At 67.8% G+C, this 25214-nt stretch carries 27 protein-coding genes and 1 tRNA gene; all 28 read right to left on the reverse strand.

The features are described from left to right. Positions 1 to 2 precede the first annotated feature (2 nt). The 28 genes from nuoN to gspG all read right to left on the reverse strand — a co-directional run bounded on the left by nuoN (position 3) and on the right by gspG (position 25206). The gene (gene nuoN, locus EV659_RS01260; protein WP_132706730.1) at positions 3 to 1457 is read right to left on the reverse strand and encodes an NADH-quinone oxidoreductase subunit NuoN; all 1455 of its coding nucleotides are present in this window, start codon (positions 1455 to 1457) and stop codon (positions 3 to 5) included. Further along, positions 1457 to 3022 (reverse strand): NADH-quinone oxidoreductase subunit M, encoded by a 1566-nt coding sequence (locus EV659_RS01265; protein ID WP_132706732.1) that lies wholly within the window; start codon positions 3020 to 3022, stop codon positions 1457 to 1459. Before EV659_RS01265 ends, nuoN begins: the two co-directional genes overlap by 1 nt. Before the next feature lie 3 nt (positions 3023 to 3025). Continuing rightward, positions 3026 to 4975 carry an NADH-quinone oxidoreductase subunit L gene (nuoL, locus tag EV659_RS01270; protein ID WP_132706734.1) on the reverse strand — a complete coding sequence of 650 codons (1950 nt, stop codon included), beginning with the start codon at positions 4973 to 4975 and terminating at the stop codon, positions 3026 to 3028. A 9-nt stretch (positions 4976 to 4984) separates the two neighbouring features. Beyond that, entirely contained in the window at positions 4985 to 5293 is a 309-nt protein-coding gene (gene nuoK / locus EV659_RS01275) for an NADH-quinone oxidoreductase subunit NuoK (RefSeq protein WP_132706736.1), read from the reverse strand. Between the two features lie 64 nt (positions 5294 to 5357). Next, the gene (locus EV659_RS01280; RefSeq protein WP_132706737.1) at positions 5358 to 5966 is read right to left on the reverse strand and encodes an NADH-quinone oxidoreductase subunit J; all 609 of its coding nucleotides are present in this window, start codon (positions 5964 to 5966) and stop codon (positions 5358 to 5360) included. A gap of 66 nt (positions 5967 to 6032) precedes the next feature. Continuing rightward, a complete protein-coding gene (nuoI, locus tag EV659_RS01285; protein WP_132706739.1) occupies positions 6033 to 6521 on the reverse strand; it encodes an NADH-quinone oxidoreductase subunit NuoI in 489 nt (162 codons plus the stop codon). A gap of 229 nt (positions 6522 to 6750) precedes the next feature. Continuing rightward, positions 6751 to 7791, reverse strand: a complete 1041-nt coding sequence (gene nuoH / locus EV659_RS01290) for an NADH-quinone oxidoreductase subunit NuoH (RefSeq protein WP_200287584.1) — start codon at positions 7789 to 7791, stop codon at positions 6751 to 6753. After that, positions 7784 to 9844, reverse strand: coding sequence for an NADH-quinone oxidoreductase subunit NuoG (nuoG, locus tag EV659_RS01295; RefSeq protein WP_132706740.1), 2061 nt, complete (start codon positions 9842 to 9844; stop codon positions 7784 to 7786). Before nuoG ends, nuoH begins: the two co-directional genes overlap by 8 nt. A gap of 18 nt (positions 9845 to 9862) precedes the next feature. Continuing rightward, entirely contained in the window at positions 9863 to 10051 is a 189-nt protein-coding gene (locus EV659_RS01300) for a hypothetical protein (RefSeq protein ID WP_132706742.1), read from the reverse strand. 17 nt (positions 10052 to 10068) lie between these two features. Beyond that, positions 10069 to 11361 carry an NADH-quinone oxidoreductase subunit NuoF gene (gene nuoF / locus EV659_RS01305; RefSeq protein ID WP_132706744.1) on the reverse strand — a complete coding sequence of 431 codons (1293 nt, stop codon included), beginning with the start codon at positions 11359 to 11361 and terminating at the stop codon, positions 10069 to 10071. Continuing rightward, on the reverse strand, positions 11354 to 11554 hold the full coding sequence (locus EV659_RS01310; RefSeq protein WP_132706746.1) for a hypothetical protein: 201 nt from the start codon (positions 11552 to 11554) through the stop codon (positions 11354 to 11356). Before EV659_RS01310 ends, nuoF begins: the two co-directional genes overlap by 8 nt. After that, positions 11551 to 12144: an NADH-quinone oxidoreductase subunit NuoE gene (gene nuoE / locus EV659_RS01315; protein WP_200287582.1), complete on the reverse strand. Its 594-nt coding sequence runs from the start codon at positions 12142 to 12144 to the stop codon at positions 11551 to 11553. Before nuoE ends, EV659_RS01310 begins: the two co-directional genes overlap by 4 nt. Positions 12145 to 12190: 46 nt before the next feature. Continuing rightward, a complete protein-coding gene (locus EV659_RS01320; protein ID WP_132706748.1) occupies positions 12191 to 13378 on the reverse strand; it encodes an NADH-quinone oxidoreductase subunit D in 1188 nt (395 codons plus the stop codon). Further along, positions 13378 to 13992: an NADH-quinone oxidoreductase subunit C gene (locus tag EV659_RS01325; RefSeq protein WP_132706750.1), complete on the reverse strand. Its 615-nt coding sequence runs from the start codon at positions 13990 to 13992 to the stop codon at positions 13378 to 13380. The genes EV659_RS01320 and EV659_RS01325 overlap by 1 nt, the downstream gene beginning before the upstream one ends. A gap of 63 nt (positions 13993 to 14055) precedes the next feature. Further along, on the reverse strand, positions 14056 to 14610 hold the full coding sequence (locus EV659_RS01330) for a NuoB/complex I 20 kDa subunit family protein (RefSeq protein WP_132706752.1): 555 nt from the start codon (positions 14608 to 14610) through the stop codon (positions 14056 to 14058). Then, complete coding sequence (locus EV659_RS01335; RefSeq protein WP_132706753.1) at positions 14601 to 14966, reverse strand: NADH-quinone oxidoreductase subunit A; 366 nt, start codon at positions 14964 to 14966, stop codon at positions 14601 to 14603. Before EV659_RS01335 ends, EV659_RS01330 begins: the two co-directional genes overlap by 10 nt. A gap of 377 nt (positions 14967 to 15343) precedes the next feature. After that, a tRNA-Asp gene (locus EV659_RS01340) sits at positions 15344 to 15420 on the reverse strand. Positions 15421 to 15544: 124 nt separating this feature from the next. Next, entirely contained in the window at positions 15545 to 16813 is a 1269-nt protein-coding gene (locus EV659_RS01345) for a GAF domain-containing sensor histidine kinase (RefSeq protein WP_165878641.1), read from the reverse strand. Positions 16814 to 17086: 273 nt separating this feature from the next. Further along, positions 17087 to 18511, reverse strand: coding sequence for a M20/M25/M40 family metallo-hydrolase (locus EV659_RS01350; protein WP_132706757.1), 1425 nt, complete (start codon positions 18509 to 18511; stop codon positions 17087 to 17089). Positions 18512 to 18719: 208 nt separating this feature from the next. After that, positions 18720 to 19244 (reverse strand): hypothetical protein, encoded by a 525-nt coding sequence (locus EV659_RS01355; RefSeq protein WP_132706759.1) that lies wholly within the window; start codon positions 19242 to 19244, stop codon positions 18720 to 18722. Then, complete coding sequence (gene gspN / locus EV659_RS01360; RefSeq protein ID WP_132706761.1) at positions 19241 to 20071, reverse strand: type II secretion system protein N; 831 nt, start codon at positions 20069 to 20071, stop codon at positions 19241 to 19243. Before gspN ends, EV659_RS01355 begins: the two co-directional genes overlap by 4 nt. After that, entirely contained in the window at positions 20068 to 20604 is a 537-nt protein-coding gene (gene gspM, locus EV659_RS01365; RefSeq protein WP_132706762.1) for a type II secretion system protein GspM, read from the reverse strand. Before gspM ends, gspN begins: the two co-directional genes overlap by 4 nt. Then, positions 20601 to 22016 (reverse strand): type II secretion system protein GspL, encoded by a 1416-nt coding sequence (gspL, locus tag EV659_RS01370; RefSeq protein ID WP_132706764.1) that lies wholly within the window; start codon positions 22014 to 22016, stop codon positions 20601 to 20603. Before gspL ends, gspM begins: the two co-directional genes overlap by 4 nt. Then, complete coding sequence (gene gspK, locus EV659_RS01375; protein ID WP_132706766.1) at positions 22013 to 23050, reverse strand: type II secretion system minor pseudopilin GspK; 1038 nt, start codon at positions 23048 to 23050, stop codon at positions 22013 to 22015. Before gspK ends, gspL begins: the two co-directional genes overlap by 4 nt. Beyond that, positions 23047 to 23694, reverse strand: coding sequence for a type II secretion system minor pseudopilin GspJ (gene gspJ / locus EV659_RS01380; RefSeq protein ID WP_132706768.1), 648 nt, complete (start codon positions 23692 to 23694; stop codon positions 23047 to 23049). The genes gspK and gspJ overlap by 4 nt, the downstream gene beginning before the upstream one ends. Continuing rightward, positions 23691 to 24086 carry a type II secretion system minor pseudopilin GspI gene (gene gspI / locus EV659_RS01385; protein ID WP_200287620.1) on the reverse strand — a complete coding sequence of 132 codons (396 nt, stop codon included), beginning with the start codon at positions 24084 to 24086 and terminating at the stop codon, positions 23691 to 23693. Before gspI ends, gspJ begins: the two co-directional genes overlap by 4 nt. 56 nt (positions 24087 to 24142) lie before the next feature. Beyond that, on the reverse strand, positions 24143 to 24706 hold the full coding sequence (gspH, locus tag EV659_RS01390) for a type II secretion system minor pseudopilin GspH (protein ID WP_132706770.1): 564 nt from the start codon (positions 24704 to 24706) through the stop codon (positions 24143 to 24145). After that, positions 24679 to 25206, reverse strand: coding sequence for a type II secretion system major pseudopilin GspG (gene gspG, locus EV659_RS01395; RefSeq protein ID WP_132706772.1), 528 nt, complete (start codon positions 25204 to 25206; stop codon positions 24679 to 24681). Before gspG ends, gspH begins: the two co-directional genes overlap by 28 nt. Between the last annotated feature and the right edge of the window lie 8 nt (positions 25207 to 25214).

Below are 25214 nucleotides of genomic sequence, written 5' to 3' on the forward strand. Positions count from 1 at the left end.
CCTCAAAGCCCGAACGCGCGCGACGCGTTGGCCGCGGCGGTGTTGAGCGGCCCGAACAGCAGCAGCGACAGCGGCGAATTGGCCACCGCGGTGGTCAAGATCACGCCCTTGACGCCGCGGTCGCGCTGCGGCTCGAAGCTGGCTGCCGGCTCGTCGAAGAACATCAGCTTGACCACCCGCAGATAATAATAGCCGCCCACCACCGACGCGATCATGCCGATGACCGCCAGCCACACCAGGCCGGCGTCGACCACCGCCAGGAAGGCGGTGTACTTGGCCCAGAAGCCCAGGAACGGCGGAAAGCCCAGCAGCGAGATCATCAAAATGCCCATGGCCACGGCGAGCGCAGGCCGGGTCTTCACCAGGCCGGCCAGATCGGCGATGTCTTCGGAATATTTCTCGTCCTGGCGCATGCACAGGACGACGGCGAAGGCGCCGGCGGTCATGGTGATGTAGATCGCCATGTAGTAGATCACCGCCTCGCGGCCGGCCTCGCCGCCGGCGGCCAGGGCCGCGAGCACGTAGCCCACATGGGTGATCGACGAATAGGCCAGCAGCCGCTTGATGTTGGTCTGGACCAGCGCGAGCCCGGTCCCGACCACCATGGACGCCACCGCCAGGAAGATCGCCACCTGTTGCCACTGGTCGATCATGTCGTCGAAGGCACCCATGGCGATGCGCACGAACAGCGCCATCGACGCCACCTTGGGCGCCGCCGAGAAGAACGCGGTGACGCTGGTCGGCGCGCCCTCATAGACATCCGGCGTCCACATGTGGAACGGCACCGCCGAGATCTTGAACGCCAACCCGGCGAGCACGAACACCAGACCGACGATCAGGCCGATATTGCCGGCCGCCCCGTCGCCGGCCGCGATCGCGGCGATGTCGGTGAACGCGGTCGAACCCGCGAAGCCATAGACCAGCGAAATGCCGTACAGCAGCATCCCCGACGACAGCGCGCCGAGCACGAAATATTTCAGCCCCGCCTCGGTGGAGCGCGCCCGGTCGCGCGCGAAGGCGGCGAGCACATAAAGCGCCAGGCTCTGCAACTCCAGGCCCACATAGACGGTCAGCATGTCGGTGGCCGAGACCATGATGAACATGCCAAGCGTCGACAGCACGGCGAGCACCGGATATTCGAACCGGTCCAGGTCGCGCTTGACCAGATAGCCCCGGCTCATCACCAACACGCCGGCGCTGCCGACGGCGATCAACACCTTGGTGAACACCGCGAAGCCGTCGAGCAGCAGCATGCCGCCGAACGCCTCCTGCACGCCGGGCGCCTGGTCCGACGACCACAAGACCGCCGCGCCGGCCAGCACCACCAGGGCCACCGACCCGGTCCAGACGGTCGACAGGGTCCGTTTGCCGCCATAGACGCCCACCAGCAGGAGCGCCATGGCGCCCACGGCCAGCAGGATTTCCGCCACCACCGGTGTCACAGTCAGCGTTGCCATCACTCAGCCCCCTCGCCCGCAGCGGCGGCCGCGGCCTCGGCCGCCTGCTCCGCCTCGCGCGCGCTTTCGATCGATCGTTCATAGGCCGTGATGGCCGCCTCGTGCTCGGCGAGCAGATTGTCGACCGTCGGCCGCATCACGTCGAGCACATTGTTGGGGAACACACCCAGCCACAACACCACCGCCGCCATCGGCACGAACAGGCTTTTCTCGCGCCAGTCCAGGTCAGCCAATGCCTTGAGGTCGGCCTTTTCCAGCGGCCCGAAGAACACCCGGCGATAGAGGTAAAGCATGTAGACCGCGCCCAGGATGACGCCAAGCGCCGCGACCACGGCGATCAGGCTGTCGCGCTGGAAGGCGCCCATCATGGACAGGAATTCGCCGATAAACCCGCTGGTCCCCGGCAGGCCCAGCGACGCCAGGGTGAAGATCATGAACACCGTGGCATAGGCCGGCATATTGTGCGCCAGGCCGCCATAGCGGGCGATCTCGCGGGTGTGCAGCCGGTCATAGACCACGCCCACGCACAAGAACAACGCCGCCGAAACCACGCCGTGGCTGAGCATCTGGAACACAGCACCATCAAGGCCCTGATGGTTAAACACGAACAGGCCGATGGTCACATAGCCCATATGGGCGACCGAGGAATAGGCGATCAGCTTCTTCATGTCGGTCTGCGCCAGGGCGACCAGCGAGGCATAGACGATGGCCACCATGGACAAGGCGAAGATCAGCCAGCCCAGTTCGACCGAGGCGACCGGAAACATCGGCAGCGAAAAGCGCAGGAAGCCATAGCCGCCGAACTTCAACAGCACGCCGGCAAGCAGCATCGACCCCGCGGTCGGCGCCTCCACGTGGGCGTCGGGCAGCCAGGTGTGCACCGGCCACATGGGCATCTTGACCGCGAACGACGCGAAGAAGGCGAGCCACAGCCAGGTCTGCGCCTCGGGCGGGAAGCGGGTCTGCAGCAAGGTCGGGATGTCGGTCGTGCCGGTGGTCGCGACGATATAGAAGACCGCCACCAGCATGAGCACCGAGCCCAGGAAGGTGTAGAGGAAGAACTTGAACGCCGCATAGACGCGCCGCACGCCGCCCCACACCCCGATGATCAGGAACATCGGGATCAGGCTGCTCTCGAACATCAGGTAGAACAGCACCAGATCGAGCGCCGAGAACACGCCGATCAGCAGCGTTTCCAGGATCAGGAACGCGACCATGTATTCGCGCACCCGATGCTGGATCGAGGTCCAACTGGCCAGGATGGCGATCGGCACCAAAAACGCCGACAAGACCACGAACAGCATGGATATGCCGTCGACGCCGAGCTTGTATTGGAACAGGCCGCCGAACGGGCTGTAGGTCTCGACGAACTGGAAGTCCGCTTGGGATGCGTCGAAATTGATCCACAGCAGGACCGCCAGGGCGAAGGTGAACAGCGACGCGTAAAGCGCGGTCGCCCGGATGTTGCGCGCGACGATCTCCTCGGGTCCGCGCAGGAGCAGGATGATGCCCGCGCCCAGCAGAGGCACGAACAGCATCACCGACAGGATGGGCCAATCGAGCATGGCTCAGAAGCCTCCGCTGTAAAACGCAATGTAGGACACCAGGATGACCACGCCGATCAGCATGGCGAAGGCGTAGTGATAGACATAGCCCGACTGCACCCGGCGCATCCGCTTGGCGCCGGCGACCAGCGTCCGCGAGACGCCGTCGGGCCCAAGCCCGTCAATGGTCTTCTGGTCGCCGCCGATCCACAACAGCCGGCCAAGCGCGAATATCGGCCGGACGATCAAGGCCCGGTAGAGCTCGTCGAAGTACCATTTGTTGAGCAGGAACTGATACAGCCCCTTGGCCGAGGCCGCCACCTGCCCCGGCAGCTGCGGCGAGCGGATGTAGAACAGCCAGGCCGCCCCAAGCCCCAGGGCCATCATCGCGGTGGGCAGCCACTCGACCCATTTGGAGACGTGGTGCGCCTTGTCGACCACATCGTGCTCGCCCTGGACGATGCTGCCGGCCCAGAATGCCAGCCGGCCGTCGCCGACGAACCAGTCCTGGAACGCAAAGCCCGCGAACACCGCGCCGCCGGCCAGCACGAACAGCGGCACCAGCATGACCATGGGGCTTTCGTGGATGTGGCTCATCACGTCCTTGGACGCGCGCGGCTTGTTCTCGAAGGTCATGAACATCAGCCGCCAGCTGTAGAAGCTGGTCATGAACGCGGCCGCCACGCCCATGACGAACGCGAACAGCGACCCGCCCACTTCGCCGGCATACGCCGCCTCGATCACGATGTCCTTGGAATAGAAGCCCGAAAAGCCGATCAGCCCGGGAATGCCAAAGCCGGTCAGCGCCAGGGTGCCGACCAGCATCAGCGCCCAGGTGGTTCGCAGGTGCGGGCGCAGGCCGCCCATCTGGCGCATGTCCTGTTCGTCCGACAGGGCGTGGATCACGCTGCCCGCCGACAGAAACATCAACGCCTTGAAGAAGGCGTGGGTGAACAGGTGGAAGATCCCGGCGCCATAGGCACCGACGCCGAGCGCGAAGAACATATAGCCAAGCTGCGAACAGGTCGAATAGGCGATCACCCGCTTGATGTCGTTCTGCACCAGCCCCACGGTGGCGGCAAAGAACGCCGTCGCCGCCCCGATCACCGTGACCACGGCAAGCGCGTCGGGCGCGGCCTCGAACAGCGGGCTCATGCGCGCGACCAGGAACACCCCGGCGGTCACCATGGTGGCGGCGTGAATGAGCGCCGACACCGGCGTCGGGCCTTCCATGGCGTCGGGCAGCCAGATATGCAGGATCAACTGCGCCGACTTGCCCATGGCGCCGACGAACAACAGCAGCGCCACCAAGGTCAGCGCCGGCACGTCATAGCCCACGAAGTCGAGCGTGGTGCCCTTCACCGCGTCCACATTGGCAAAAATGGTGTCGAACTGCACCGAGCCGAACAGCAGGAAGGTGGCGAAGATGCCCAGCGAATAGCCGAAGTCGCCGATCCGGTTGACCACGAACGCCTTGATCGAGGCGGCGTTGGCGCTCGGCTTCTGGTACCAGAAGCCGATCAACAGATAGCTCGCCAGACCGACGCCTTCCCAGCCGAAGAACATCTGCACCAGATTGTCGGCGGTCACCAGCATCAGCATGGCGAAGGTGAACAGCGACAGATAGGCGAAGAAGCGCGGCTTGGACGGGTCGTGGGCCATATAGCCCACCGAATACCAGTGCACCAGCGCCGAGACGCCGTTGACCACCACCAGCATCACCGCCGTCAGGGTGTCGACGCGCAAGGCCCAGTCGATGGCCAGGTCGCCGGACTGGATCCAACTGCCCAGCGTCACGGTGTGGAAGGCGTCGGGATTGCCCGAGACCTCGAAGAACAGCGCCACCGACAACAGCGCCGACACGGTGACGAAGCTTGACGTCAGCAGCATCGAGCCCCGGTCGCCGAGCGATTGGCCGGCCAGACCGGCGGCCAGGAAGCCGGCCAGCGGCAGGAAGACGATCAGTTCAATCATGGCGGCCCCCTACCCGTTCATCACGTTGATGTCTTCGACCTCGATACTGCCGCGATTGCGGAAGTAGACGACCAGGATCGCCAGGCCGATGGCCGCCTCGGCCGCCGCCACCGTCAACACGAACAGCGCGAAAACCTGGCCCACCAGATCGCCCAGATAGGACGAAAAGGCGACGAAATTGATGTTCACCGACAGCAGGATCAACTCGACGCTCATCAGGATGATGATCACGTTCTTCCGGTTGAGGAAGATGCCGAAAATCCCGAGCATGAACAGGATCGCGGCGACGGTCAGATAGTGTGCGAGGCCAATATCCATGGCGCGCCTCTCCGATTACCAACAGACAGGGCGGCGGGAGCGGGTTGCTGGGCGCGGGCGCGCCTCAAATACCCTCGCCCGTCTTGACTTTCTTGATCTCGATCGCGGTTTCCGGCGACCGGGCCAGTTGCTGGGCGATGTTCTGGCGCTTGACGCCGGGGCGCTTGCGCAAGGTCAGCACGATGGCACCGATCATCGCGGTCAGCAGGATCATGCCCGCAGTCTGGAACACGAACACATAGTCGGTATAGATCAGCTGGCCGAGCGCGCGGGTGTTGGTGACATCCTCGGGCGTCGGCTGGCGCAGGTTGCCGGCCATCTCAGGGGTCAGCACCCAGGTGCCGACCACGAACACCAGTTCCGCCGCCAGCACCGCGCCGATCAACACGCCGATGGGGAAATAGCGCAGAAACCCCTCGCGCAGCCGGACGAAGTTGATGTCCAGCATCATCACCACGAACAGGAACAGCACGGCGACCGCGCCCACATAGACAATGACCAACAGCATCGCCAGCAACTCAGCGCCGAGCAGCACGAACAGCCCGGCCGAGTTGAAAAAGGCGAGGATCAGAAACAGGACCGAGTGGACGGGATTGCGGGCGGCAATCACCATCACGGCGGACAGCACCGTCACGCTGGACAGCACATAAAAGACAATCGCAGTCAAACTCATGGGCGCAGGCCTCGTGAAGGCGGCGGGGAGTCGCGCGGAGCCGTTTGAAAAGGCCCCGGCGGGGTTCTAGCGGTACGGCGCGTCGGCGGCAAGGTTGGCCGCGATCTCGCGTTCCCACCGGTCGCCGTTTTCCAGCAGCTTTTGCTTGTTATACAGCAGTTCTTCGCGGGTTTCGGTGGCGAACTCGAAATTTGGCCCTTCAACGATCGCATCCACCGGACACGCCTCCTGGCACAAGCCGCAATAGATGCACTTGACCATGTCGATATCGTATTTGGTGGTGCGTCGGCTGCCGTCTTCGCGCGGCTCGGCCTCGATGGTGATCGCCAGCGCCGGGCAGATCGCCTCGCACAGCTTGCACGCGATGCAGCGCTCCTCGCCATTGGGATAGCGCCGAAGCGCGTGTTCGCCCCGGAAACGCGGGCTCAACCGGCCCTTCTCATACGGGTAGTTGAGCGTCGTCTTGGGCTTGAACATATACCGCAACGTCAAGCCCATGGCCTTGATGAATTCCAGCAGGAACAGGCTCTTGATGGAACGGTCCAGAAACGCCATGGCAGCCTCTCTCTTCGACCTCGCACCGTGCCCCCCACGCCCGCCGCCGGCGCGCGCCCCCTGGGCATCGCGGGCGGCCCCGGCATGGGGCCCATGGCCTCGGTCTCAATCCCGCCCCTGTACCCCAGGCGGCGGACGATGGCGGGGCCACTGCACCGGCCCCGGATTTCGGTCGTCATTGTCAGGCCAGGACCGGCGCGCACCCGCCCCGATCCCGGCCGCCTGCGGTTCAGCCGGCGGTCCCGGTCAGCAGTGCAACGCCCGAATAGACGAACACGCCAAGCAGCGACAGCGGCAGAAACACCTTCCAGCCCAAGCGCATGAGCTGGTCGTAGCGATACCGTGGCACGCTCGCCTTGACCCACGCGAAGCAGAAGAAGAACAGGCAGATCTTCAAGAACATCCACACCGGCCCGGGGATCATGTCGAGCGCCGGCACCGGCGCCATCCAGCCGCCGAAGAACAGCACCGAAATCATCGCGCACATGAGCAGGATGTTGGCGTATTCGCCAAGCCAGAACAGCGCGAAGGTCATCGACGAATATTCGGTCTGATAGCCGGCGACCAGTTCGGCCTCGGCCTCGGGCAGATCGAAAGGCGGCCGGTTGGTCTCGGCCAGTGCCGAGATGAAGAAGATCACCGCCATGGGCAGAAGCGGCCAGACGTGCCAGCGCCAGAAGCCGCCGGCCTGGTTCATCACAATGTCGCTCAGATTGAACGACCCGGTGAACACGATCACGGTCACCAGCACGAAGCCGATGGACACCTCATAAGACACCATCTGCGCTGCCGAGCGCAGCCCGCCCAGGAACGCATAGCGCGAATTGGACGCCCAGCCCGACATGATGATGCCATAGACGCCCAGGGACGACACCGCGAAGATATAAAGAACGCCCACATTGATGTCGGCGAACACCCAGCCCTCGTCCCACGGCACCACCGCCCACGACATCAGCGCCACGGTGAACGACAGGAACGGCGCCAGCAGGAACACGCCCTTGTTGGCGCCGGCGGGGATGATGTTTTCCTTGATGAACAGCTTGAGCGCGTCGGCAAACGACTGCAACAGGCCGAACGGGCCGACCACATTGGGGCCGCGGCGCAACTGCATGGACGCCCAGATCTTGCGGTCGGCATAAACCGCGAACGCCACCGCCGTCATCACCAGCGTAACCAGCAACACCATGCCCGAGGTCTTGAGCAGGATTTCCGCCTGCGGCTCGGACAGCGCCAGGGTCGCCATCATCCAATTCTTGAAACTCTCAACCATCGGTGCCGGTCGCTCCCTGTTCGTCGGCGGCGCCATACTTCAAGGCACTGCACTCGGCCATGGTCTTCGACGCCCGGGCGATCGGGTTGGTGCGATAGAAATCCGTCACCACCGGCGCGATCGGCCCCGCCTCGACGGTGCCCTGGGCGCCGAACTCGCCCCACTCGGCGGTCGGCTTTTCTTCCAGCACCGCCATGTGCGGGCAGCGCTCATAGATCGCCTGGCGCAATTGGGTCTGGTTGTCATAGGGCAGCTTGTGGCCCATCACTTCCGACAAGGCGCGCAGGATCTTCCAGTCTTCGCGCGCCTCGCCCGGCGGGCTGACCGCGCGGAAGCCTTCGACCACCCGGCCCTCGGTGTTCACATAAAGGCCGTTCTTCTCGGTATAGGCGGCGGCGGGCAGGATCACGTCGGCGGCCTTGAGCCCGGCGTCGCCATGGCTGCCGATATAGACCGTGAACGCCTTGGCCGCGCGGCTCAGGTCGACCTCGTCGGTGCCCATCAGGAACAGCGCCTTGACGCCGCCGCTCTCGGCCGCGTCAAGCAGGCCCGCCGCGCCCTCGGGCGTGGTCAGGCCCAAATCCAGCGCACCGACCCGCGCGGCCGCCGTGTGCAGCACATTAAAGCCGTTCCAGTCGTCGCGCACCAGGCCGTATTTCTCGGCCAGGTCGCGCGCGCGCTTGAGGATCTCGGCGCCGTCGTCGCGCACCAGCGCGCCTTGGCCGACGATGATCATCGGCCGTTCGGCGGCTTCCAGGCGCTTCGAGAACGGGTGCTTGCCCTGGCGGATCTGGGTCAGGATCGCGGCGTCGTCGCCCAGTTCCTCGACCGGATAGGTCAGATCGGCCTCGGGCCCGATATGCGCCACCTTCAGGCCCGAATGGCGCGTCGCCTTGAGCAGCCGGGCGTTGATGATCGACGCCTCGTGGCGCGGGTCGGTGCCGACCAGAAGGCACAGATCGGCCTGTTCGATCCCCTCGATCCCGGTGTTGAACAGATAGCCCGCGCGCACGCCGCTTTCGAGCTTGGTGCCGTCGGGCCGACCTTCCACCTTGTCGCTGCCAAGCGCGGCCAGCAGGTCGCGACACGCCGCCATGCCCTCCACATCGTTCAGGTCGCCCATGATGGCGGCGATGTCGCTGCCCTTGAGGCCCTTCAGACGCTCGGCGATGGCGGTGAACGCCTCGGCCCAGGTGACCGCGGTCAACGCGCCGTTCTTATTCACATAAGGACGGTCGAGCCGGCGATATTTGAGCCCGTCATAGGCGAAGCGGGTCTTGTCGGAGATCCACTCCTCGTTCACCGCCTCGTTGAGCCGCGGCAGGATGCGCATCACTTCGGTGCCCCGGCTGTCGACCCGGATCGACGAGCCGACCGCGTCCATCACGTCCACCGAAGGCGTCTTGGTCAATTCCCACGACCGGGCGGTGAACGCATAGGGCTTGGAGGTCAGCGCGCCCACCGGGCACAGGTCGATCACATTGCCCTGGAGCTCGCTCTTCATGGCGTGCTCCAGATAGGTGGTGATCTGGGTATCTTCGCCGCGATAGATGGCACCGAGTTCGGTGACCCCGGCCACTTCCTCGGCGAAACGGATGCAGCGCGTGCAGTGGATGCAGCGGGTCATGATCGTCTTGATCAGCGGGCCCATATGCTTCTCGGTCACCGCGCGCTTGTTCTCGGCGAAGCGGTTGGTGCCCAGACCATAGGCCATGGTCTCGTCCTGCAGATCGCACTCGCCGCCCTGGTCGCAGATCGGGCAGTCGAGCGGGTGGTTGATCAGCAGAAATTCCAGCACGCCCTCGCGCGCCTTCTTCACCATCTCGGTGTTGGTGCGGATGGTCATGCCATCGGCCGCGGTGATCGCGCACGAGGCGATCGGCTTCGGGCTGTTCTCCATCTCCACCAGGCACATGCGGCAGTTGCCGGCGATCGACAGCCGCTCGTGATAGCAAAAGCGGGGGATTTCGAACCCGGCCTCTTCGCAGGCTTGCAGGACCGTGGTCCCCGGTTCGACCTCCACCTCGATGTCGTTGACGGTCAGTTTCGGCATTGGCGATTGCCCCTCGGCTCAAACCCCGTCCCGGCCGCGCTCGGCGGGCCAGTCGGAGAAAGCGAAAATCCACAAGGCGATCAGGTTGACCACGGGGATCAGGAACAGCAACGACCACGGCCCGGCAAAGCCGGCGCGGCTGACCACCCGCCAGATCGGCGGAATGATCAGCACCAACACGATGGCCAGTTGCACCAGTCCCGACATGCCCGCGCCTCCTTGTCCTATTCCGCCGCGACGGCGGACGCCGCGGTATAGTGGTCGATCCGACGCTCGATCTCGTCGCGGAAATGGCGGATCAGCCCCTGCACGGGCCAGGCCGCCGCGTCGCCGAGCGCGCAGATGGTGTGGCCTTCCACCTGCTTGGACACATCCCACAGCATGTCGATTTCTTCGCGGCTCGACCGGCCCTCGGCCATGCGGTTGACCACCCGCCACATCCAGCCCGCGCCCTCGCGGCACGGCGTGCACTGGCCGCAGCTTTCATGCTTGTAGAAATAGCTGATGCGGGCGATGGCGCGGACGATGTCGGTGGATTTGTCCATGACGATCACCGCCGCCGTGCCGAGCCCCGACTGCACTTCCTTGAGCGCGTCGAAATCCATCAGCACGTCGTCGCACACCGATTTGGGGATGCACGGCACCGACGAACCGCCCGGGATCACCGCCAACAGATTGTCCCAACCACCACGCACCCCGCCGGCGTGCCGCTCGATCAGCTCCTTGAGCGGGATCGACATGGCCTCTTCCACATTACACGGCCGCTCCACATGGCCCGAGATGCAGAAGATCTTGGTGCCGGCGTTGCGCTCGCGCCCGAACGAGGTGAACCAGGTGGCGCCGCGCCGCAGGATCGTCGGCACCACCGCGATGGTCTCCACATTGTTCACCGTGGTGGGATAGCCCCACACGCCCACATTGGCCGGGAACGGCGGCTTGATGCGCGGCTGGCCCTTATTGCCCTCCAGGCTTTCAAGCAGCGCGGTCTCTTCGCCGCAAATATAGGCGCCGGCGCCCTGGTGCAGATAAAGGTCGAAATCATAGCCCGATTTGGCGGCGTTCTTGCCCAGCAGGCCCTTGTCATAGGCCTCGTCGATGGCCGCCTGAAGCCGTCGGGCCTCGGCCTGGTACTCGCCGCGGATATAGATATAGGCGTGCGGCGCGCGCATGGCGAAGCCGGCGAGCAACGCGCCCTCGATCAGCTTGTGCGGCTCGTGGCGCATGATCTCCCGGTCCTTGCAGGTCCCGGGTTCGGATTCGTCGGCATTGATGACCAGCGTGTTGGGCCGCGCCGGATCGGGCTGTTTGGGCATGAAGCCCCATTTGACCCCGGCGGGAAAGCCGGCGCCACCACGCCCGCGCAGACCCGCCGCCTTGATCTGTTCGACGATCCAGTCGGGCCCATTGGCCATCAGCTTGGCGGTGCCGTCCCAGTCGCCGCGCTTGCGCGCCGCGTCCACCTGCCAGCCCTGGAAGCCGTAGAGATTGCGAAAGATGCGATCCTTGTCGTCAAGCATGGTCGGCGGTTCCCCTCTCGCCGCTGTGTCCCGACGGGCTGCGGGTGAACACGTTCAGCCCCAGCCCGATAATCGCCAACAGGTTGGTCAGCGCCATGACCGCACACTTGACCGTCACCAGTTCCATGGCGATCGCGAACAAGCCCACGACCCCCGCAGCGTAAAACAGAAATCCCAGACGCTTCAGGGTCATTGCTCCACCTCGGTCAACGAGGTCAGGCCGCCCTCAGGCTCAGAGCTCCGACGGCCGCGCTGGCTGCCCGGCGGCGGCGTTTCACCCCTGGCCAGGCTCTCCAGGATGCGGGTCATGCCCTGATAGTCCAGGTCTTCGTAATAGTCGTCGTTGATCTGCACCGTGGGCGCGTTGCAGCAAGCGCCCAGGCACTCCACCTCGATCAGCGAGAACTGGCCGTCATGGGTGACCTTGCCCTTTTCGAGCCCGAAATCGTAGCACGCCTTGAGCACCGTGTCGGCGCCGCGCAGCCAGCACGGCGTGGTGCCGCACAACTGGATGTGATAGCGGCCCACCGGGCGCAGATTGTACATGGTGTAGAAGGTCGCCACCTCCAGCACCTTGATGGTCGGCATATCGAGCACGCCGGCCACATACTCGATCGCCTCACGGCTCAGCCAACCGCCATTCTGTCGCTGGGCCAGCCACAACAGCGGCATCACCGCCGATTTCTGGCGGCCGTCGGGATACTTGGCGATGTGCTTGTCGGCTTCGGCCCGGTTTTCGGCCGTAAACTCGAACGGTCCGCCATCCTGGGTCACGGTCATCATGGCGACTACTCCTTCACAAGCCTTGCAGGCAGGGCGCGGCGGGCGCTCACCGGTCGACCTCGCCAAACACGACATCCATCGCCCCCAGCACCGCCGGCACGTCGGCCAGCATATGGCCTTTCAGCATATGGTTCATCGACGACAGATGCACGAACCCCGGCGCGCGGATCTTGCAGCGATAGGGTTTGTTGGTGCCGTCCGACACCAGATAGACGCCGAATTCGCCCTTGGGCGCCTCGACCGCCGCATAAACCTCGCCCGCCGGCACCTTGTAGCCCTCGGTATAGAGCTTGAAATGGTGGATCAGCGCCTCCATCGAGCGCTTCATCTCGCCGCGGCGCGGCGGGCCGACCTTGCGGTCTTCGGTCATCACCGGGCCGTCGGGCATCTGCTCGATGCACTGTTTCATGATCCGCAGCGATTGGCGCATTTCCTCCATGCGCAGCAGGAAGCGGTCGTAGCAGTCGCCGTTCTTGCCCACCGGAATGTCGAAATCCATCCGGTCATAGACGTCATAGGGCTGGGCCTTGCGCAGGTCCCAAGCGAGCCCGGTGGAGCGCAGATTGCTGCCCGACATGCCGAGCGCCATCGCCTCTTCCTGGGTCACAACGCCGATGTCCACATTGCGCTGCTTGAAGATCCGGTTGTCGACCAGCAGCGTTTCCACGTCTTCGAGATACTGCGGAAACTGGTCGCACCACGCGTAGATGTCCTGCAACAGATCGGGCGGCAGGTCCTGGTGAACGCCGCCGGGGCGGAAATACTTGGCGTGCATGCGCGAGCCCGACGCCCGCTCGTAAAAGCCGAGCAGCATCTCGCGCTGGTCCATGCCCCACAGGATCGGCGTCAACGCGCCCACGTCCATGGCGTGGGTGTTGGTGATCAACAGGTGGCTCATGATCCGGGTCAGTTCGGCATAGAGCACCCGGATATACTGGCCACGCAGCGGCACCTCGATATCGGCGGCCTTCTCCACCGCCAGCGCGAAGGCGTGCTCCTGGCACATGGGCGCGCCATAGTCGAGCCGGTCGAAATAGCCCACCGCCTGAAGATAGGTCTTGTGCTCGATCAGCTTTTCGGTGCCCCGGTGCAAGAGGCCGATATGCGGATCGGCGCGCTCGATCACCTCGCCGTCGAGTTCGAGCACCAGCCGCAGCACGCCGTGGGCGGCCGGGTGCTGGGGCCCGAAGTTGAGATTGTAGGACTTGATGTTGATTTCGGACGCTTCGGACATCAGGACGGCTCCGCCGTATCGGCCTTCTCATCACCGGGCAGGATGTATTCCGCCCCTTCCCACGGGCTCAGAAAGTCGAACTCGCGAAATTCCTGACCCAATTGCACGGGCTCGTAGACCACCCGCTTGAGTTCCTCGGAATAGCGCACCTCGACGAAGCCGGTCAGCGGGAAGTCCTTGCGCAGCGGATGGCCCTGGAAGCCATAGTCGGTGAGGATGCGGCGCAGGTCCGGGTGGCCGGAAAACAGCACGCCGAACATGTCCCAAACCTCGCGCTCGAACCAGTTGGCGGACGGAAACACCCCGGTCACCGACGGGATCGGCGTCTCGTCGTCGGCCTTGAGCTTGACCCGGATGCGCTGGTTCAGGTGCATGGACAACAGATGGTACACAACGTCGAACCGTTTCGGCCGCTCGGGGTAATCGACCCCGCACACATCCACCAGGATGCGAAACCGGCACTCGGAATTGTCGCGCAGGAAGGTCATCAACTCGACCAACCGATCCGGCCCGGCCTCGACCGTCAGTTCGCCCTTGGCGATATGGAACCCGTCGACCGTGTCGCTGAACGCCGACTGGATCAATTCGCCCAATTGTCGCAACGCTTTGGACATCGCTGCTCCCTCACTCCCTTAACCCGGGACCGGCCGCCTGCGCGACCGCCGGACAGACCTTGCTCAGCGCACCAGGGTGCCGCTACGGCGGATTTTGCGTTGCAATTGCAAGATCCCATACAACAGCGCTTCCGCCGTCGGCGGGCAGCCGGGCACATAGATATCCACCGGCACGATGCGGTCGCAGCCGCGCACCACCGAATAGCTATAGTGGTAATAGCCGCCGCCATTGGCGCAACTGCCCATGGACACCACATAGCGCGGCTCGGACATCTGATCGTACACCTTGCGCAGCGCCGGGGCCATCTTGTTGCACAGCGTGCCGGCGACGATCATCACGTCCGACTGCCGCGGCGACGCGCGCGGGGCCGCGCCGAAGCGTTCGAGGTCATAGCGCGGCATGTTGGTGTGCATCATCTCGATGGCGCAGCAGGCGAGCCCGAAGGTCATCCACCACAGCGAGCCGGTGCGCGCCCAATGCACCAAATCCTCGGCATTGGTGACCAGAAAGCCCTTATCGGACAATTCTTTGTTGAGATCGCCGTAAAACTGGTCACGGGGCAAGTCGTCGGCCAGGACGGCACCGCCCTGAGCCGGCTTGGCGGTGTCTACTCCCATTCCAGCGCTCCCTTCTTCCACTCATAGGCAAAGCCGACCGTCAGGATGGTCAAAAAGACCCCCATGGACAACCAACCGTAAAGGCCGATGTCCTTGAGCGCGACCACCCAAGGAAACAGAAAGGCGACCTCCAAATCGAAGATGATGAACAGGATGGCCACCAGATAGAACCGCACGTCGAACTTGCCGCGTGCGTCCCCGAAGGCGTCGAAGCCGGACTCATAGGCCGACAGCTTCTCCGGATCGGGACGGTCTGGATAGACGGTCAGGGCCAGCACAATGAACAGGCCCGACACCACGACGGCGATCAACGTCAGGATCAGAATCGGCAGATAGTCAAAGAGAAAACCGTCCACGGCACTCACCTCTGGCTATACGCGGGCGGACGACCCGCGCCGTGCGTGCCGGGCCAAGGGTTGGCTCGTGCCTCGCACGGGATTGCGGCCTGCGGTGCACGCTGGACTGCGAAGCTTTTGGAAGGTCCCCAGGACCGTCCGGTAAGCCCCGGATCGTCGGGCAGACCCGACGGACGCTCCGCCGCGCACCCCGCATTGCCGCGGGTCGTATCAGCTTTCGCCGGTTCGGGAAAGCTTTTCCGACCCCTGAGCCATGGTGACGCAGAAAAGCACCCGGCCCGCCATACGGCGACCATACCGTATACCAGACCAAATTGGTATCATTGATTTCTGCGTGTCTCGGGAAAGACGACGGCAAGCCTTTCCATTAAGGAAAGTGGCGCGAGTGACGGGACTTGAACCCGCGGCCTCTGGCGTGACAGGCCAGCGCTCTAACCAACTGAGCTACACCCGCTTGCGTCGTCGTGGGGCGGTTTCTAGTGGGACCGGCGCAGCCTGTCAACGGCTTTCTGTCGAACTTTTTTCCGGCCACGGTTTTTTTCCGGAACAGCCCGGTTTTCAGGGACTTAGCCGTCGACCTAGGCATTCAAACGGACGGTCTCGGGATCGACCCGGGTCGACGGCAGGGTCAACTCGGCGCGGACCCCGGCGCCGGATATGGGGGTCAACGAAACCGAGCCGCCATGCAGTTCGGCCAGGCGTTTGGTCAGCGGCAGCCCGAGACCGATGCCTTCATGGGGCCGGGTCAAGCCCGAATGGGCTTGGCCGAACGCCTTCATGGCGCGGCGCAGGGCGGTCTCGTCCATTCCCTCGCCCTCATCTTCGACGACCAGCGCCATGGCGCCGTCCGCGTGCCGGGCCGCCGAAACCCGCACAAGCCCGCCCCGGGGGCTGAAGCGGATGGCATTCGACAGCATCTGTTCGAGCATCTGGAACAGCAGCACCCGATCCGCCAGAACGGTCAGGTCCGCGGCCGCCGGGGCGACCTCCAAACGCACGTCTCCGGCCTCCGCCTCAGGCGTCATTTGCCGGACCGCTTGCCCGAGCAGCGGCGCCACCGCGACGATCTCGTTTTCCAATTTCAGATCGCCCTGTTCGCACTGCACGAAGCCGAGCAACTTCTCGATGGTCTTGAGCAACCGACCGCCGCCATCGCCGATCGACTGGGCATAGTCGCGGACCTGATCGCTGCTTAACGGGGCATCGTGGTTTGAAATCAGATGGGCGAACCCCATGATGGCGTTGAGCGGCGTGCGCAGTTCATGCCCGGCCAGGGCGAGAAACTCTTGTTTCGCCTCGGCCGAGCGCCGGGCCGCCTCCTCGGCTTCGGCGACCCGGGCCTCCAATTCCGCCTCCCGCTTGAGCCGGTCGCGCCGGTCGACCAGCGCCGACACGGTAAGCCCGGCCAAATCCTCCAGCACCGCCAATTGGCGCGCATCCAACGGCGACCGCGGCTGGTGGTCGACCACGAACAGCGTGCCGATGGCCGCCCCTTCCGGCACGATCAACGGCGCACCGGCATAAAAACGGATATAGGGCTCGCCAACAACCAGCGGCGAGGTGCAGAACCGCGTGTCGGCGGTCGCGTCGGGCACCACCAGCGGTTTCGACTGTTCGATCGTGTGGGTGCAGAACGAAACCATGCGATCGGTTTCGCACATGTCCAGCCCGATCCGCGCCTTGAACCATTGCCGTTCGCCATCGAGGATCGACAGGGCGGCGACCGAGAAGCCAAGCGCGCTCCGGGCCAAACGCACGATCCGTTCGAACTCGGCTTCCATGCCGGTGTCGATGATCTGATAGTGACGCATCACCTGAAGGCGGCGCGCCTCCATATCGGCGGACACACGCCGCCTGTCTTCCGGCAAGGCCATGGGCTTCAACTCACACGCTATACCAGCCACCTGTTACACACTCTTATCAATTTACAGTCGAACAGGGGCCGCGGATCACTCAGTGGTAACGCCGGTGTCACTTCCAAGGGCGTCGGGAGATCCCACGGTCGCGACGGCGGGACGGCGCGCCGAGCGCACCGCTGTGGGCAGGAATTGAACATTGTTCGCTTGCTCTGTCCAGCGCTTTCGCCCGTCCCCGCGCGCCCGGCCGGTATAGCGGACGACTCAGCCGGCGTTTGCGGCCAGAAAACGGGCCCAAAAGCGCGTGCCGTGGTGGAAGCTCGACAGCTCGTATTTCTCGTTCGGGCTGTGCATCCGGTCGTCGTCGAGCCCGAATCCGATCAACAGGCTGTCGATACCCAGCACGTCCTTGAACGCGCCGGCGATGGGGATCGAGCCGCCGCTGCCGATCAACACCGCCTCGCGCTCGAACTCGGCGGTCAACTGGGCCCGCGCGGTGGTCAGGAACGGGTTGGCGATGTCGACCACGGTGGCCGGGCTGCCGCCATGCTCGTCGAACCGGGCGGTGCAGTCGGCGGGCAGGCGCTCGCGGACGAAACGGCGGAAGCCGGCGCGGACCGCCTCGGGGTCTTGGCCGGCCACCAGGCGGAACGAGATCTTGGCCCGCGCCTCGGCCGGGATCACGGTCTTGAAGCCGTCGCCGGTATAGCCGCCGATCATGCCATTGACCTCGGCCGTGGGCCGCGACCAGACCTGTTCCAGCACGCTGCGGTCGGCCTCGCCCGCCGGCACCGACAGGTCGACGGTGCCCAGAAACGCCGCCGGGTCGAAGTCGAGCGCCGCCCACTGCTCGCGGATCTCGCCCGGCGCGTCCTCGACGCCGTCATAAAAGCCCGGCACCTGAACCCGGCCCTGGTCGTCGAACAGGTCGCCGACGATCCGGCCGAGCACATGGTTGGGGTTGCGCGCGGCGTTGCCGAACACGCCCGAATGCAGGTCGCGGTCCGCCGCCTGGACGGTCACTTCCTCGCCCACCAGGCCGCGCAGCATGACGGTGATCGCCGGGGTGTCGCGGTCCCACATGGCGGTGTCGCAGATCAGCCCCACATCGGCGGCGAGCGCGTCGCGGTGGCTGTCCAGGAACGGCATCAGGCTCGGGCTGCCGCTTTCCTCCTCGCCCTCGAAGAACACCGTCACCGGGCACGGCAGCGCGCCATGGGTGGCGATCCAGGCCCGGCACGCCTCGACGAAGGTCATCAACTGGCCCTTGTCGTCGACCGCGCCGCGCGCGACGATCTGGCGCCGGCCGGGTGCCACCTCCTTGAGCCGCGGCTCGAACGGGCCGGTCTCCCACAGCTCCAGCGGATCGGCGGGCTGCACGTCATAGTGGCCGTAGAACAGCAGCCGCGGGCGCTCGGCGGCCGGGCCTTCGGGCGTGTAGTGGGCCAACACCATCGGCTTGCCGGTGGTCGGGTGCACCCGGGCCTCGAAGCCGAGGCCGGTCAACTCGGTGCACAGCCACTCAGCGGCCCGCACGCAATCGGCGTGGAAGGCGGGGTCGGTGGACACGCTGGGGATCGCCAACAACGCAAACAGGCGGTCGAGACTGGCGTCGAGGCCGGCATCGACGGCGTCGAGGACCGACGCCACGGCGTCGGCAGTGACGGGGGCAGATGGGGCGGTGCTCATGGACAGGGTCTCCGGGTCAAGCGTGGGGGCCGCGCGCCCGACCGGGCGGCGACCGCGACTATCCGGCCATGTCGCGCCAATCGCCGCGCCGGTCAAGCGCCGCCCACGCCGGCGCCCCGATCGCCCCCCCAAGCCGCCGCTTTACCGCCCCCCCTGCGATTGATGGCTCGGCAAGGGCACGCCCGCGCCCAGAAGTGCCCGGGCGCGCTCAGTCGGGCGGTTCGCAGGCGATCAGCCCGGCTGCGGGCAGCACATAGCGCCAGCCGTCCTCAGCCACCACCCGGACGCTCGCCCGGCGCACCAGCGCGCCATTGACCACCCCCTGCCCCGGCTCGGCGACCAGCCGCACCGCCACCTCGAAGCCGTCGGCGGCGAAGGTCTGGCGCAGGAACTGGCCGTAATAGGACGGTCCCTCGGCGGCGGTGCGCGGCAAGGTGCGCTCGCGCCCGTCGAGCATCAGCCGCGCCGTCGCCTCGCCGCTGAGGCTGAACAGCAGCAGCCGGGCGTTGACCTGCTTGGGCCACAGGAACAGCCCGCATTCGCCCGCCGGCAGTTCCTGAGCCGGGAGCATGCCGACCCGCTCAGCCCCGGCGACGCCGCCGGTCGCGGCCGGCGTCGCGGCATCCGACGGCTTGGCCGAGGGCTCGGGCGTCCGCTCGCCCGCGTCCACGCAGCCGGCCAGCGCGCCCAAGGCCGCCAGGGCCAGCACCCGCCGGGGTCGCCATTCGGTCATCGCCATGCCCTTTCCATCTCCAGCACATAGCCCCCGTCGCGCCGCTCGAACCCGACGAGCGGCAGGCTGAAGCCCAAGCGCGGGTCGTCGCCGGCCAGCCGCAGCCGGGCGCGCGCCAAGCCCTCGGGCGCCACGGACAGGGTCAGCCGGGCCTCGGTCGTGCCGGCGCCCGATGCCGGGTCGGCGGTGCCACCGGCCGGGGTCGCCCCGGTCAGCCGCGCCACCAGCCGGCCCGCCTGGCACTGGACCGGGCCGTCGAGGCGGGGGCCGCGCCAGTTGAGCGCCTCGGCATTGGCGGCCAGCACGTCGGTGCCGGCGGTCGCCTCGGCCGCCCCGCAGCCGTCGGCGCGCCAGACCAGCCGCTCGGCCTCCAGCCACGCCCGACCCAAGGGGGCGACCGGCAGCGGCAGCCCCATATCGGCCAGGTCCACCTGCAGCCGGGTGCGGCTGAGCGTCCAGCCGCCGCCCAGCAGGCCGGTTTCCAGCCGCCCCTGGCCGAGCGCCGACCGGCCGTCGGCGAACCAGTCGAGCCGCCAGCGACCGGACAGCAGCGCCAGCGGCCGCAGCGCCAGTTGCACCCGGCCCAGATCGGCGCCATGGACCCGCACCGCCTCCAGCCGGCCGCCCCAAACCGTGCCATGGGCGCCGCCATGGGCGACCCCGGCGGGCAGCCCGGCCAGCCGCACCGCCACCGACAGGGGCACGGTGGCCACAAGAGCCGCCAGCAACACAGCCACGAACACCAGCCCCAGCCGGACCGACCGTCGGCGCCACAGGCCCCTGCCGGCGCCGGTTTTCGCGACCGTTTCGGGGGTCGTTTGGGTCATCGGCGGTCTCCTGAGGTGCCGTCCGACACCGCGCCGGCTCGGGCAATCTGTACCTGGGCCGCCACCATAGCGCCGTCGTCGGCGCGGGTCAGGGTGGCGCGGCGCACCACCAGCCCGTGATCGCGGAACAACTCCACCAGCCAAGCGTGCAGCGTCGGCGCGCGCACCGCGTCGACCCAGACGGTCAGGCCGCCGGCCTCGTCGGGGCGCAACCGCGCGATCCGCAGCCCGTGTCGGCGCGCCGCTGCGTTGGCCAGTTGGCGCACGCTCGGCGCCTGCCCGGCCGCGGGCCGATCCCCGCCGGTCTCGGCCTGCCCGCCACCCGCGGCCTTGAGCCGCCGGGCCTCGGCCGCGCCGGCTTCGACCGCGCCCAGCAGCGCAGCGGCCGCGCGCGCGGCGGCGGCAGCCTCGGCGCGCGCGGCCATCAACGGCCGATAGACCAGCATCTGGCCGGCCAGAACAATCAGGATCGCCGCCGCCACGGCGATCAGCCCCCGCTCGCGCGGGCTTCGATCTTGCCAAAAACCGTTCATCGCCGCCTCACCGTGACGTCACCGATCACCTGGCCTGCCTCCTGGCGCGACGCGCCTTCGTCGAGCGCGCCGCCGCGCCGGTCCACCGCAGCGCGCAAGCGTTCGATCTGGCCGAACGAGCCGAGCCGCACCTCGGCGGTCAACGACCCCGCCGCCCCGTCATAGCGCAACCGCTCGATGCGCGCGCCGTCGATCTCGCCCAGGCTCTCGAACAGGATCGCCGCCAGGTCCAGATAGGAGCCCGCCGGGTCGGGCCCGGTGGCGCGCAGCGCGGCGACCCGGGTCGCCATCTGGGTGCGCGGATTGACCACCCGGCCGACCTCGGGGAAGGTCTCGCGCAGCACCGCGCCGGCGCGGGCGTGGAGCGCCTCGGCCCGGGCGTCGAGGCGCCAGGCTTCGAGCGCCACCGACAGGGCCAGCGTCACCAGCACCGCCGCCGCCAGCGCCAGCGCCGGGCGCCAGGGCGCCAGCGCCTCGTGCCACGACCCGCTCGGCGCATGGGCGCCCTGCAACAGCGACAAGGCCGGCGCCGTGCCACGGCCCAGGCGCCGTGCCAGCAGCGCCGCCAACGCCGCGCCCGGCTGGCGCACCACCGGCGTGTCGCCCCAGCCCTGGCTCGGCGCCGGCAGCCGGCCCGGGTCGCCCAGCAGATGGGCTTGCAGCGGCGCGCCGGCGGCCAGCGTCTCGTCGATCAGGGCGGCGGCCAGCCCGGCCTCGACCCGGTAGCCCTGGGCCACCGGTCGGGCGCCGACGCCCGCGCCCTCGCCCACCAAAACCGTGCCGTCGCCGGCGTCGGCGACCCAAAGCTCGCCCGGCGCCGGACAAAGCGCCAGATAGTCGGGCACCACCGCCTCGACCGACAGGCCGGTACGCGCCAGCATCTCCATCCACGCCGCCATGGCGGTGGCATCGACGGCGGCGGCAAGCCGGTCGCCGGCGCCTGTGCCGGTGCCACTGCTGTCCCCGGCGTCGGCCGGCGCCGACACCGCCAGGTGCAAATCCGCGCCCTCGACCGCCAGATCGTCTTCGAGCAGAAAGCCCAGCGCGGCGCGCGCCTGTCGGTCGGTGCGCGCGACCAGTTGAACCGGCCGGCACAACACCGCCTGGCCCGGCACCACCGCCACCAGCTTCGCGCGCGCGGGCCGGCCAGCGGCCTTGGCGCCCGCGTCTCCACCAATCCCGACCCCCGCCGCGCGCAAGGCGTCGGCCAGATCCTCGGGCCGGTCGACCCGGCCGCTCGGGCCCGGCGGCGCCCATGGCTCGGCAGCGGCGTCGGCGGCGGGGGGCACAGCGGGGGCGTCGGGCACCAGCGCCCAGGCCAGCGGCGCCGGGACCGGCGCTGTTGCGCGGTCGCCGGCGGCGTCACCGGGCGGCGCCGGGTCGGGCAGCATCACCACGATCTTGGCGGTCATTCGTCCTCTCCATAGCGGCGGGCCAACAGCTCGATCCGCCCCGACGGGCGCAGGCGGAACAAGGCGCTGCCCTCGGCATAGGCGTCGTGCACGATGACCCGCGACGACAGCGCATAGACCCAGGTCTGCACGTCGACCCGCGCCCGGGTGGCGGCGTCGAGCGCCACCTCGTCGAACGCGCGCTCGGCCCACAGTTGCTCAGCGCGGCGATAGCCGGCGGCCGGGCGCGCGGCGATCAGGTCGGCGGCCCGGTCGAGGGCCAGCCCCTCGCCCACCAGCGCGGCCAACAACGGCGCCTGGTCCACGCGCAGGGTATTGATGTTCAACACCGCCGGCGCGGTGCTGTCGAGCGCGCACACGAACGGCCGCAGCGTGCGGTAGAGCGCCCGGCTATAGCCGATCACGCCGCGCAATTCGCTGGCCTCGGCCATCAGCGTATTGCCAGCCCGGCCCGGCGGATCGCGCCGGGCGTACTGGATGTCTTCCGCGCCGCCGTCGCGTGGCGTCGTGTCGGTGTCGAGCCAGTCGACCGCAGCGTTGGCAAGCGCCGCCGCCTGGCCGGGCGAAACGCCCAGCAGGCGCAACAGCCGCCGGTATTCGTCGACGGCGGCGTCATTGGCCTCCAAGCGCCGGCCCGGCACGCCGTCCACCAGGCTGTTGAGGTTGAAGCAATTGCCGCCGTCGCGGATCGCTCCCTCCAGAAACCCGCCGTCCACGGGGAAGCGCTGGGGGGCGGTGGCCCAGGCGCTGCCCAGGGTCGAGATCGCCGGTTCGGCGCGCCAACTGGCCCGGATCGCCGCACGCGCCAGATCTTCGGTGGCCAGCAGGTGCCAGCGCGCCTGATCGGCCAGCCGCATGTTGAGCGCCCGGCGCACGCCGAAGCGCACATCGTCCAGGATCGTCGCCGCGACCACGCCCATGACCGCCACCAGCACCAGCACGGTGATCAACACCGCGCCGCGCTCGCCGCGCGCGGGGCACCCGCCACGCGCGGGGCGGCTGGGGCGCTGGCGTGGCTCGGTCCGGGCGCTCACGGCCGCGCCCCCGCGCCCGGCGTCGGGAACACCTGGCGCACCCGGCCCAGCCCCGCCACGGTCATCTCCACGGCCACCGCGCGCGGCAGGCGTGCCGGGTCGGTGCCGACCACGCGCCACTGCCCGACCCAGCCCTGATCGTTGCGAAAGCTGAGCGTCAGGTCCGCGACGCCCGACAGCAGCACCCGGTCGAGCGCCGGCGTGTCGGGCGTGGCGTGAACCCGGGCGCGGGTGGTGCGCACCAGGTCGCCGTCGCGCAAGGCATAGGTCACGAAGCCCAGCGAGCCGCGCGCCGCCCGGGCGTTGGGGTTGGCGACCCCCCGGCGGACGAAGGCAAGGATCGGCGCGTCGGCGTCCGGGCCGATGCCGCCCCGGAACCCCGCGGTCTCGACGCCGCCGAAGGCGCCGCGGACCGCCATGGGCGCGATCTGGCCCAGATCGTCCTTCAACAGCGCACGCGCCACCTGGAAGCGGCGCAACAGCCGGTCCTTGTCGGCGATGGCGTCGCGCGCCACCAGGGTCTGGCCCAACACGCCCGCCCCGGCCGCCGCAACCAGCGAAAACAGCGCCAGGGCGACCAGCATCTCCACCAGCGTGAAGCCGGCCGCAACGCCGCGCCCGGCGCCATGGGCCCGGCGCCTCATGGTCGCCGCAACCCGGTCAGGTCGACCAGCAGCCGGTCGCTGTCGGCCAGCGTCACCGCGACCTGGACGCGCACCAAGCCGGTCTGGGCCGCCGGCGACACCCGCTCGGTCCAGGCGAAGGCGCGGTCGGCCAGCACGGTTTCGCCGCGCCGGGTGCCGGGGCGCGGTGCCGCCGGCGCGACCATCGCCTCGGCGAGCCGGTTTTCGGCCACCACCTCGGCCAGCACCCGCGCCTCCAAGGCCGCCATGGTGCGCGCCTGGTGGCCCTGGGCGGCGAGCAGCGCCACCGCAGCGATGGCGAACACCGCCAGCGCCACCAGCACCTCGACCAGCGTGAAGCCGGCCCCGGTCGCCCCCCGGCTCGCCCGGGTCGCCCGGGCCGGTCCTGTCACCCGCACCGGTCCTGTGGTCCCGGGCGCTCGGCGCATTCGGGGCGGTTGCGGGCGCATCAGCGGCCGGGCTCCCGGCCATCGGCGACCCGTATGGCGCCTGCGGGGTCGCCTTCGATGACAAGGTCTTGGCCCCGGCGGCTCAGGCGCAGGGTGAAGGCGGTGGCGGTGCCGTCGGGGTAGAAGCGGATCGCCGGCGGGGTGGCGCGCGGGTCGGCGTCGGCGGCGATGTCGAGCGCGAACCAACCGCCGGCCTCGACCAGGTCGGCCTGGGTGCCGGCGTGCCAGGCTTGCGGCGCGAACAGGCCCTCGCCGGTGAACGCCAACCACTGGCCCTGGCGCCGGCGCCAGAAGCCGTAGCCGTGCGCGTCCACGCGCACGCCCAAGGCGGCGCCCGAGATCACCGCCTCGTCGCCGGCGCGGGACAGCCGGGCGACCAACATCCCCGCCTCGTCGGCCAGGCTTGCCCGGCCCGGCGGCAGGGTCAGCGCCACCGCCCCGCTGACCAGCCCCAGGATCACCAGCACCATCATGAACTCGACCAGCGAAAAGCCGGCGGCATGATCGCCACGCGCGCCCCCGGGCCCGGCCGGGGTCAGCCCTGTTGATCCGGGTCCTGCCAATTGCCGATATCCGCGTTCAGGTCCTCGCCGCCGACGCGGCCGTCGGCGCCGGTGGAATAAAGGTCATAGGCGCCGTGTTCGCCCGGGCGCACATACTGATAGGGATTGCCCCAGGGGTCGGCGGGCAGCCGGTCGATATAGCCGCCGTCGCGGTAGCGGCCCGGTTGCGCCAGCCCCTCGGGCCGGTCGACCAGCGCTTCCAGGCCCTGGTCGGTGGTCGGGTAGCTCAGATTGTCCAGCCGGTACATCTTGAGCGCGCTTTCCAGGTTGGCGATGTCGCTGCGCGCCTTGGTGACCATGGCGGTGTCCTGCGCCGGCAACACATTGACCACCACCACGGTGGCCAACAGCCCCAGGATCACCAGCACCACCATCAATTCCACCAGGGTGACGCCACGGTCGCCGCGCCGGCCGTGCCGGCCGCGCAGGCGCGGTGCCCGGTTCGGGTCGGTGTTGGGCGCCGGGGTTTGCGGCGGCTGTTGCAGCTTGTGTTCGGCCATGTCTCGTC

The sequence above is a fragment of the Rhodothalassium salexigens DSM 2132 genome (assembly GCF_004341375.1).
Lineage (GTDB): Bacteria > Pseudomonadota > Alphaproteobacteria > Sphingomonadales > Rhodothalassiaceae > Rhodothalassium > Rhodothalassium salexigens.

What these genes read in the sequence shown, in the direction of transcription:
- nuoH (WP_200287584.1), bottom strand. Translation starts at nt 7,791, where the DNA reads ATGGTTGAGAGTTTCAAGAATTGGATGATGGCGACCCTGGCGCTGTCC.
- gspJ (WP_132706768.1), bottom strand. Translation starts at nt 23,694, where the DNA reads ATGAGGCGCCGGGCCCATGGCGCCGGGCGCGGCGTTGCGGCCGGCTTC.
- EV659_RS01350 (WP_132706757.1), bottom strand. Translation starts at nt 18,511, where the DNA reads ATGAGCACCGCCCCATCTGCCCCCGTCACTGCCGACGCCGTGGCGTCG.
- gspN (WP_132706761.1), bottom strand. Translation starts at nt 20,071, where the DNA reads ATGACCCAAACGACCCCCGAAACGGTCGCGAAAACCGGCGCCGGCAGG.
- nuoF (WP_132706744.1), bottom strand. Translation starts at nt 11,361, where the DNA reads ATGCTTGACGACAAGGATCGCATCTTTCGCAATCTCTACGGCTTCCAG.
- EV659_RS01320 (WP_132706748.1), bottom strand. Translation starts at nt 13,378, where the DNA reads ATGTCCGAAGCGTCCGAAATCAACATCAAGTCCTACAATCTCAACTTC.
- EV659_RS01265 (WP_132706732.1), bottom strand. Translation starts at nt 3,022, where the DNA reads ATGCTCGATTGGCCCATCCTGTCGGTGATGCTGTTCGTGCCTCTGCTG.
- EV659_RS01300 (WP_132706742.1), bottom strand. Translation starts at nt 10,051, where the DNA reads ATGTCGGGACTGGTGCAACTGGCCATCGTGTTGGTGCTGATCATTCCG.
- nuoE (WP_200287582.1), bottom strand. Translation starts at nt 12,144, where the DNA reads ATGATGACCGTGACCCAGGATGGCGGACCGTTCGAGTTTACGGCCGAA.
- EV659_RS01330 (WP_132706752.1), bottom strand. Translation starts at nt 14,610, where the DNA reads ATGGGAGTAGACACCGCCAAGCCGGCTCAGGGCGGTGCCGTCCTGGCC.
- EV659_RS01310 (WP_132706746.1), bottom strand. Translation starts at nt 11,554, where the DNA reads ATGACCCTGAAGCGTCTGGGATTTCTGTTTTACGCTGCGGGGGTCGTG.
- nuoL (WP_132706734.1), bottom strand. Translation starts at nt 4,975, where the DNA reads ATGATTGAACTGATCGTCTTCCTGCCGCTGGCCGGCTTCCTGGCCGCC.
- gspL (WP_132706764.1), bottom strand. Translation starts at nt 22,016, where the DNA reads ATGACCGCCAAGATCGTGGTGATGCTGCCCGACCCGGCGCCGCCCGGT.
- nuoK (WP_132706736.1), bottom strand. Translation starts at nt 5,293, where the DNA reads ATGGATATTGGCCTCGCACACTATCTGACCGTCGCCGCGATCCTGTTC.
- nuoG (WP_132706740.1), bottom strand. Translation starts at nt 9,844, where the DNA reads ATGCCGAAACTGACCGTCAACGACATCGAGGTGGAGGTCGAACCGGGG.
- gspG (WP_132706772.1), bottom strand. Translation starts at nt 25,206, where the DNA reads ATGGCCGAACACAAGCTGCAACAGCCGCCGCAAACCCCGGCGCCCAAC.
- gspM (WP_132706762.1), bottom strand. Translation starts at nt 20,604, where the DNA reads ATGAACGGTTTTTGGCAAGATCGAAGCCCGCGCGAGCGGGGGCTGATC.
- nuoN (WP_132706730.1), bottom strand. Translation starts at nt 1,457, where the DNA reads ATGGCAACGCTGACTGTGACACCGGTGGTGGCGGAAATCCTGCTGGCC.
- nuoI (WP_132706739.1), bottom strand. Translation starts at nt 6,521, where the DNA reads ATGGCGTTTCTGGACCGTTCCATCAAGAGCCTGTTCCTGCTGGAATTC.
- EV659_RS01280 (WP_132706737.1), bottom strand. Translation starts at nt 5,966, where the DNA reads ATGAGTTTGACTGCGATTGTCTTTTATGTGCTGTCCAGCGTGACGGTG.
- EV659_RS01325 (WP_132706750.1), bottom strand. Translation starts at nt 13,992, where the DNA reads ATGTCCAAAGCGTTGCGACAATTGGGCGAATTGATCCAGTCGGCGTTC.
- EV659_RS01355 (WP_132706759.1), bottom strand. Translation starts at nt 19,244, where the DNA reads ATGACCGAATGGCGACCCCGGCGGGTGCTGGCCCTGGCGGCCTTGGGC.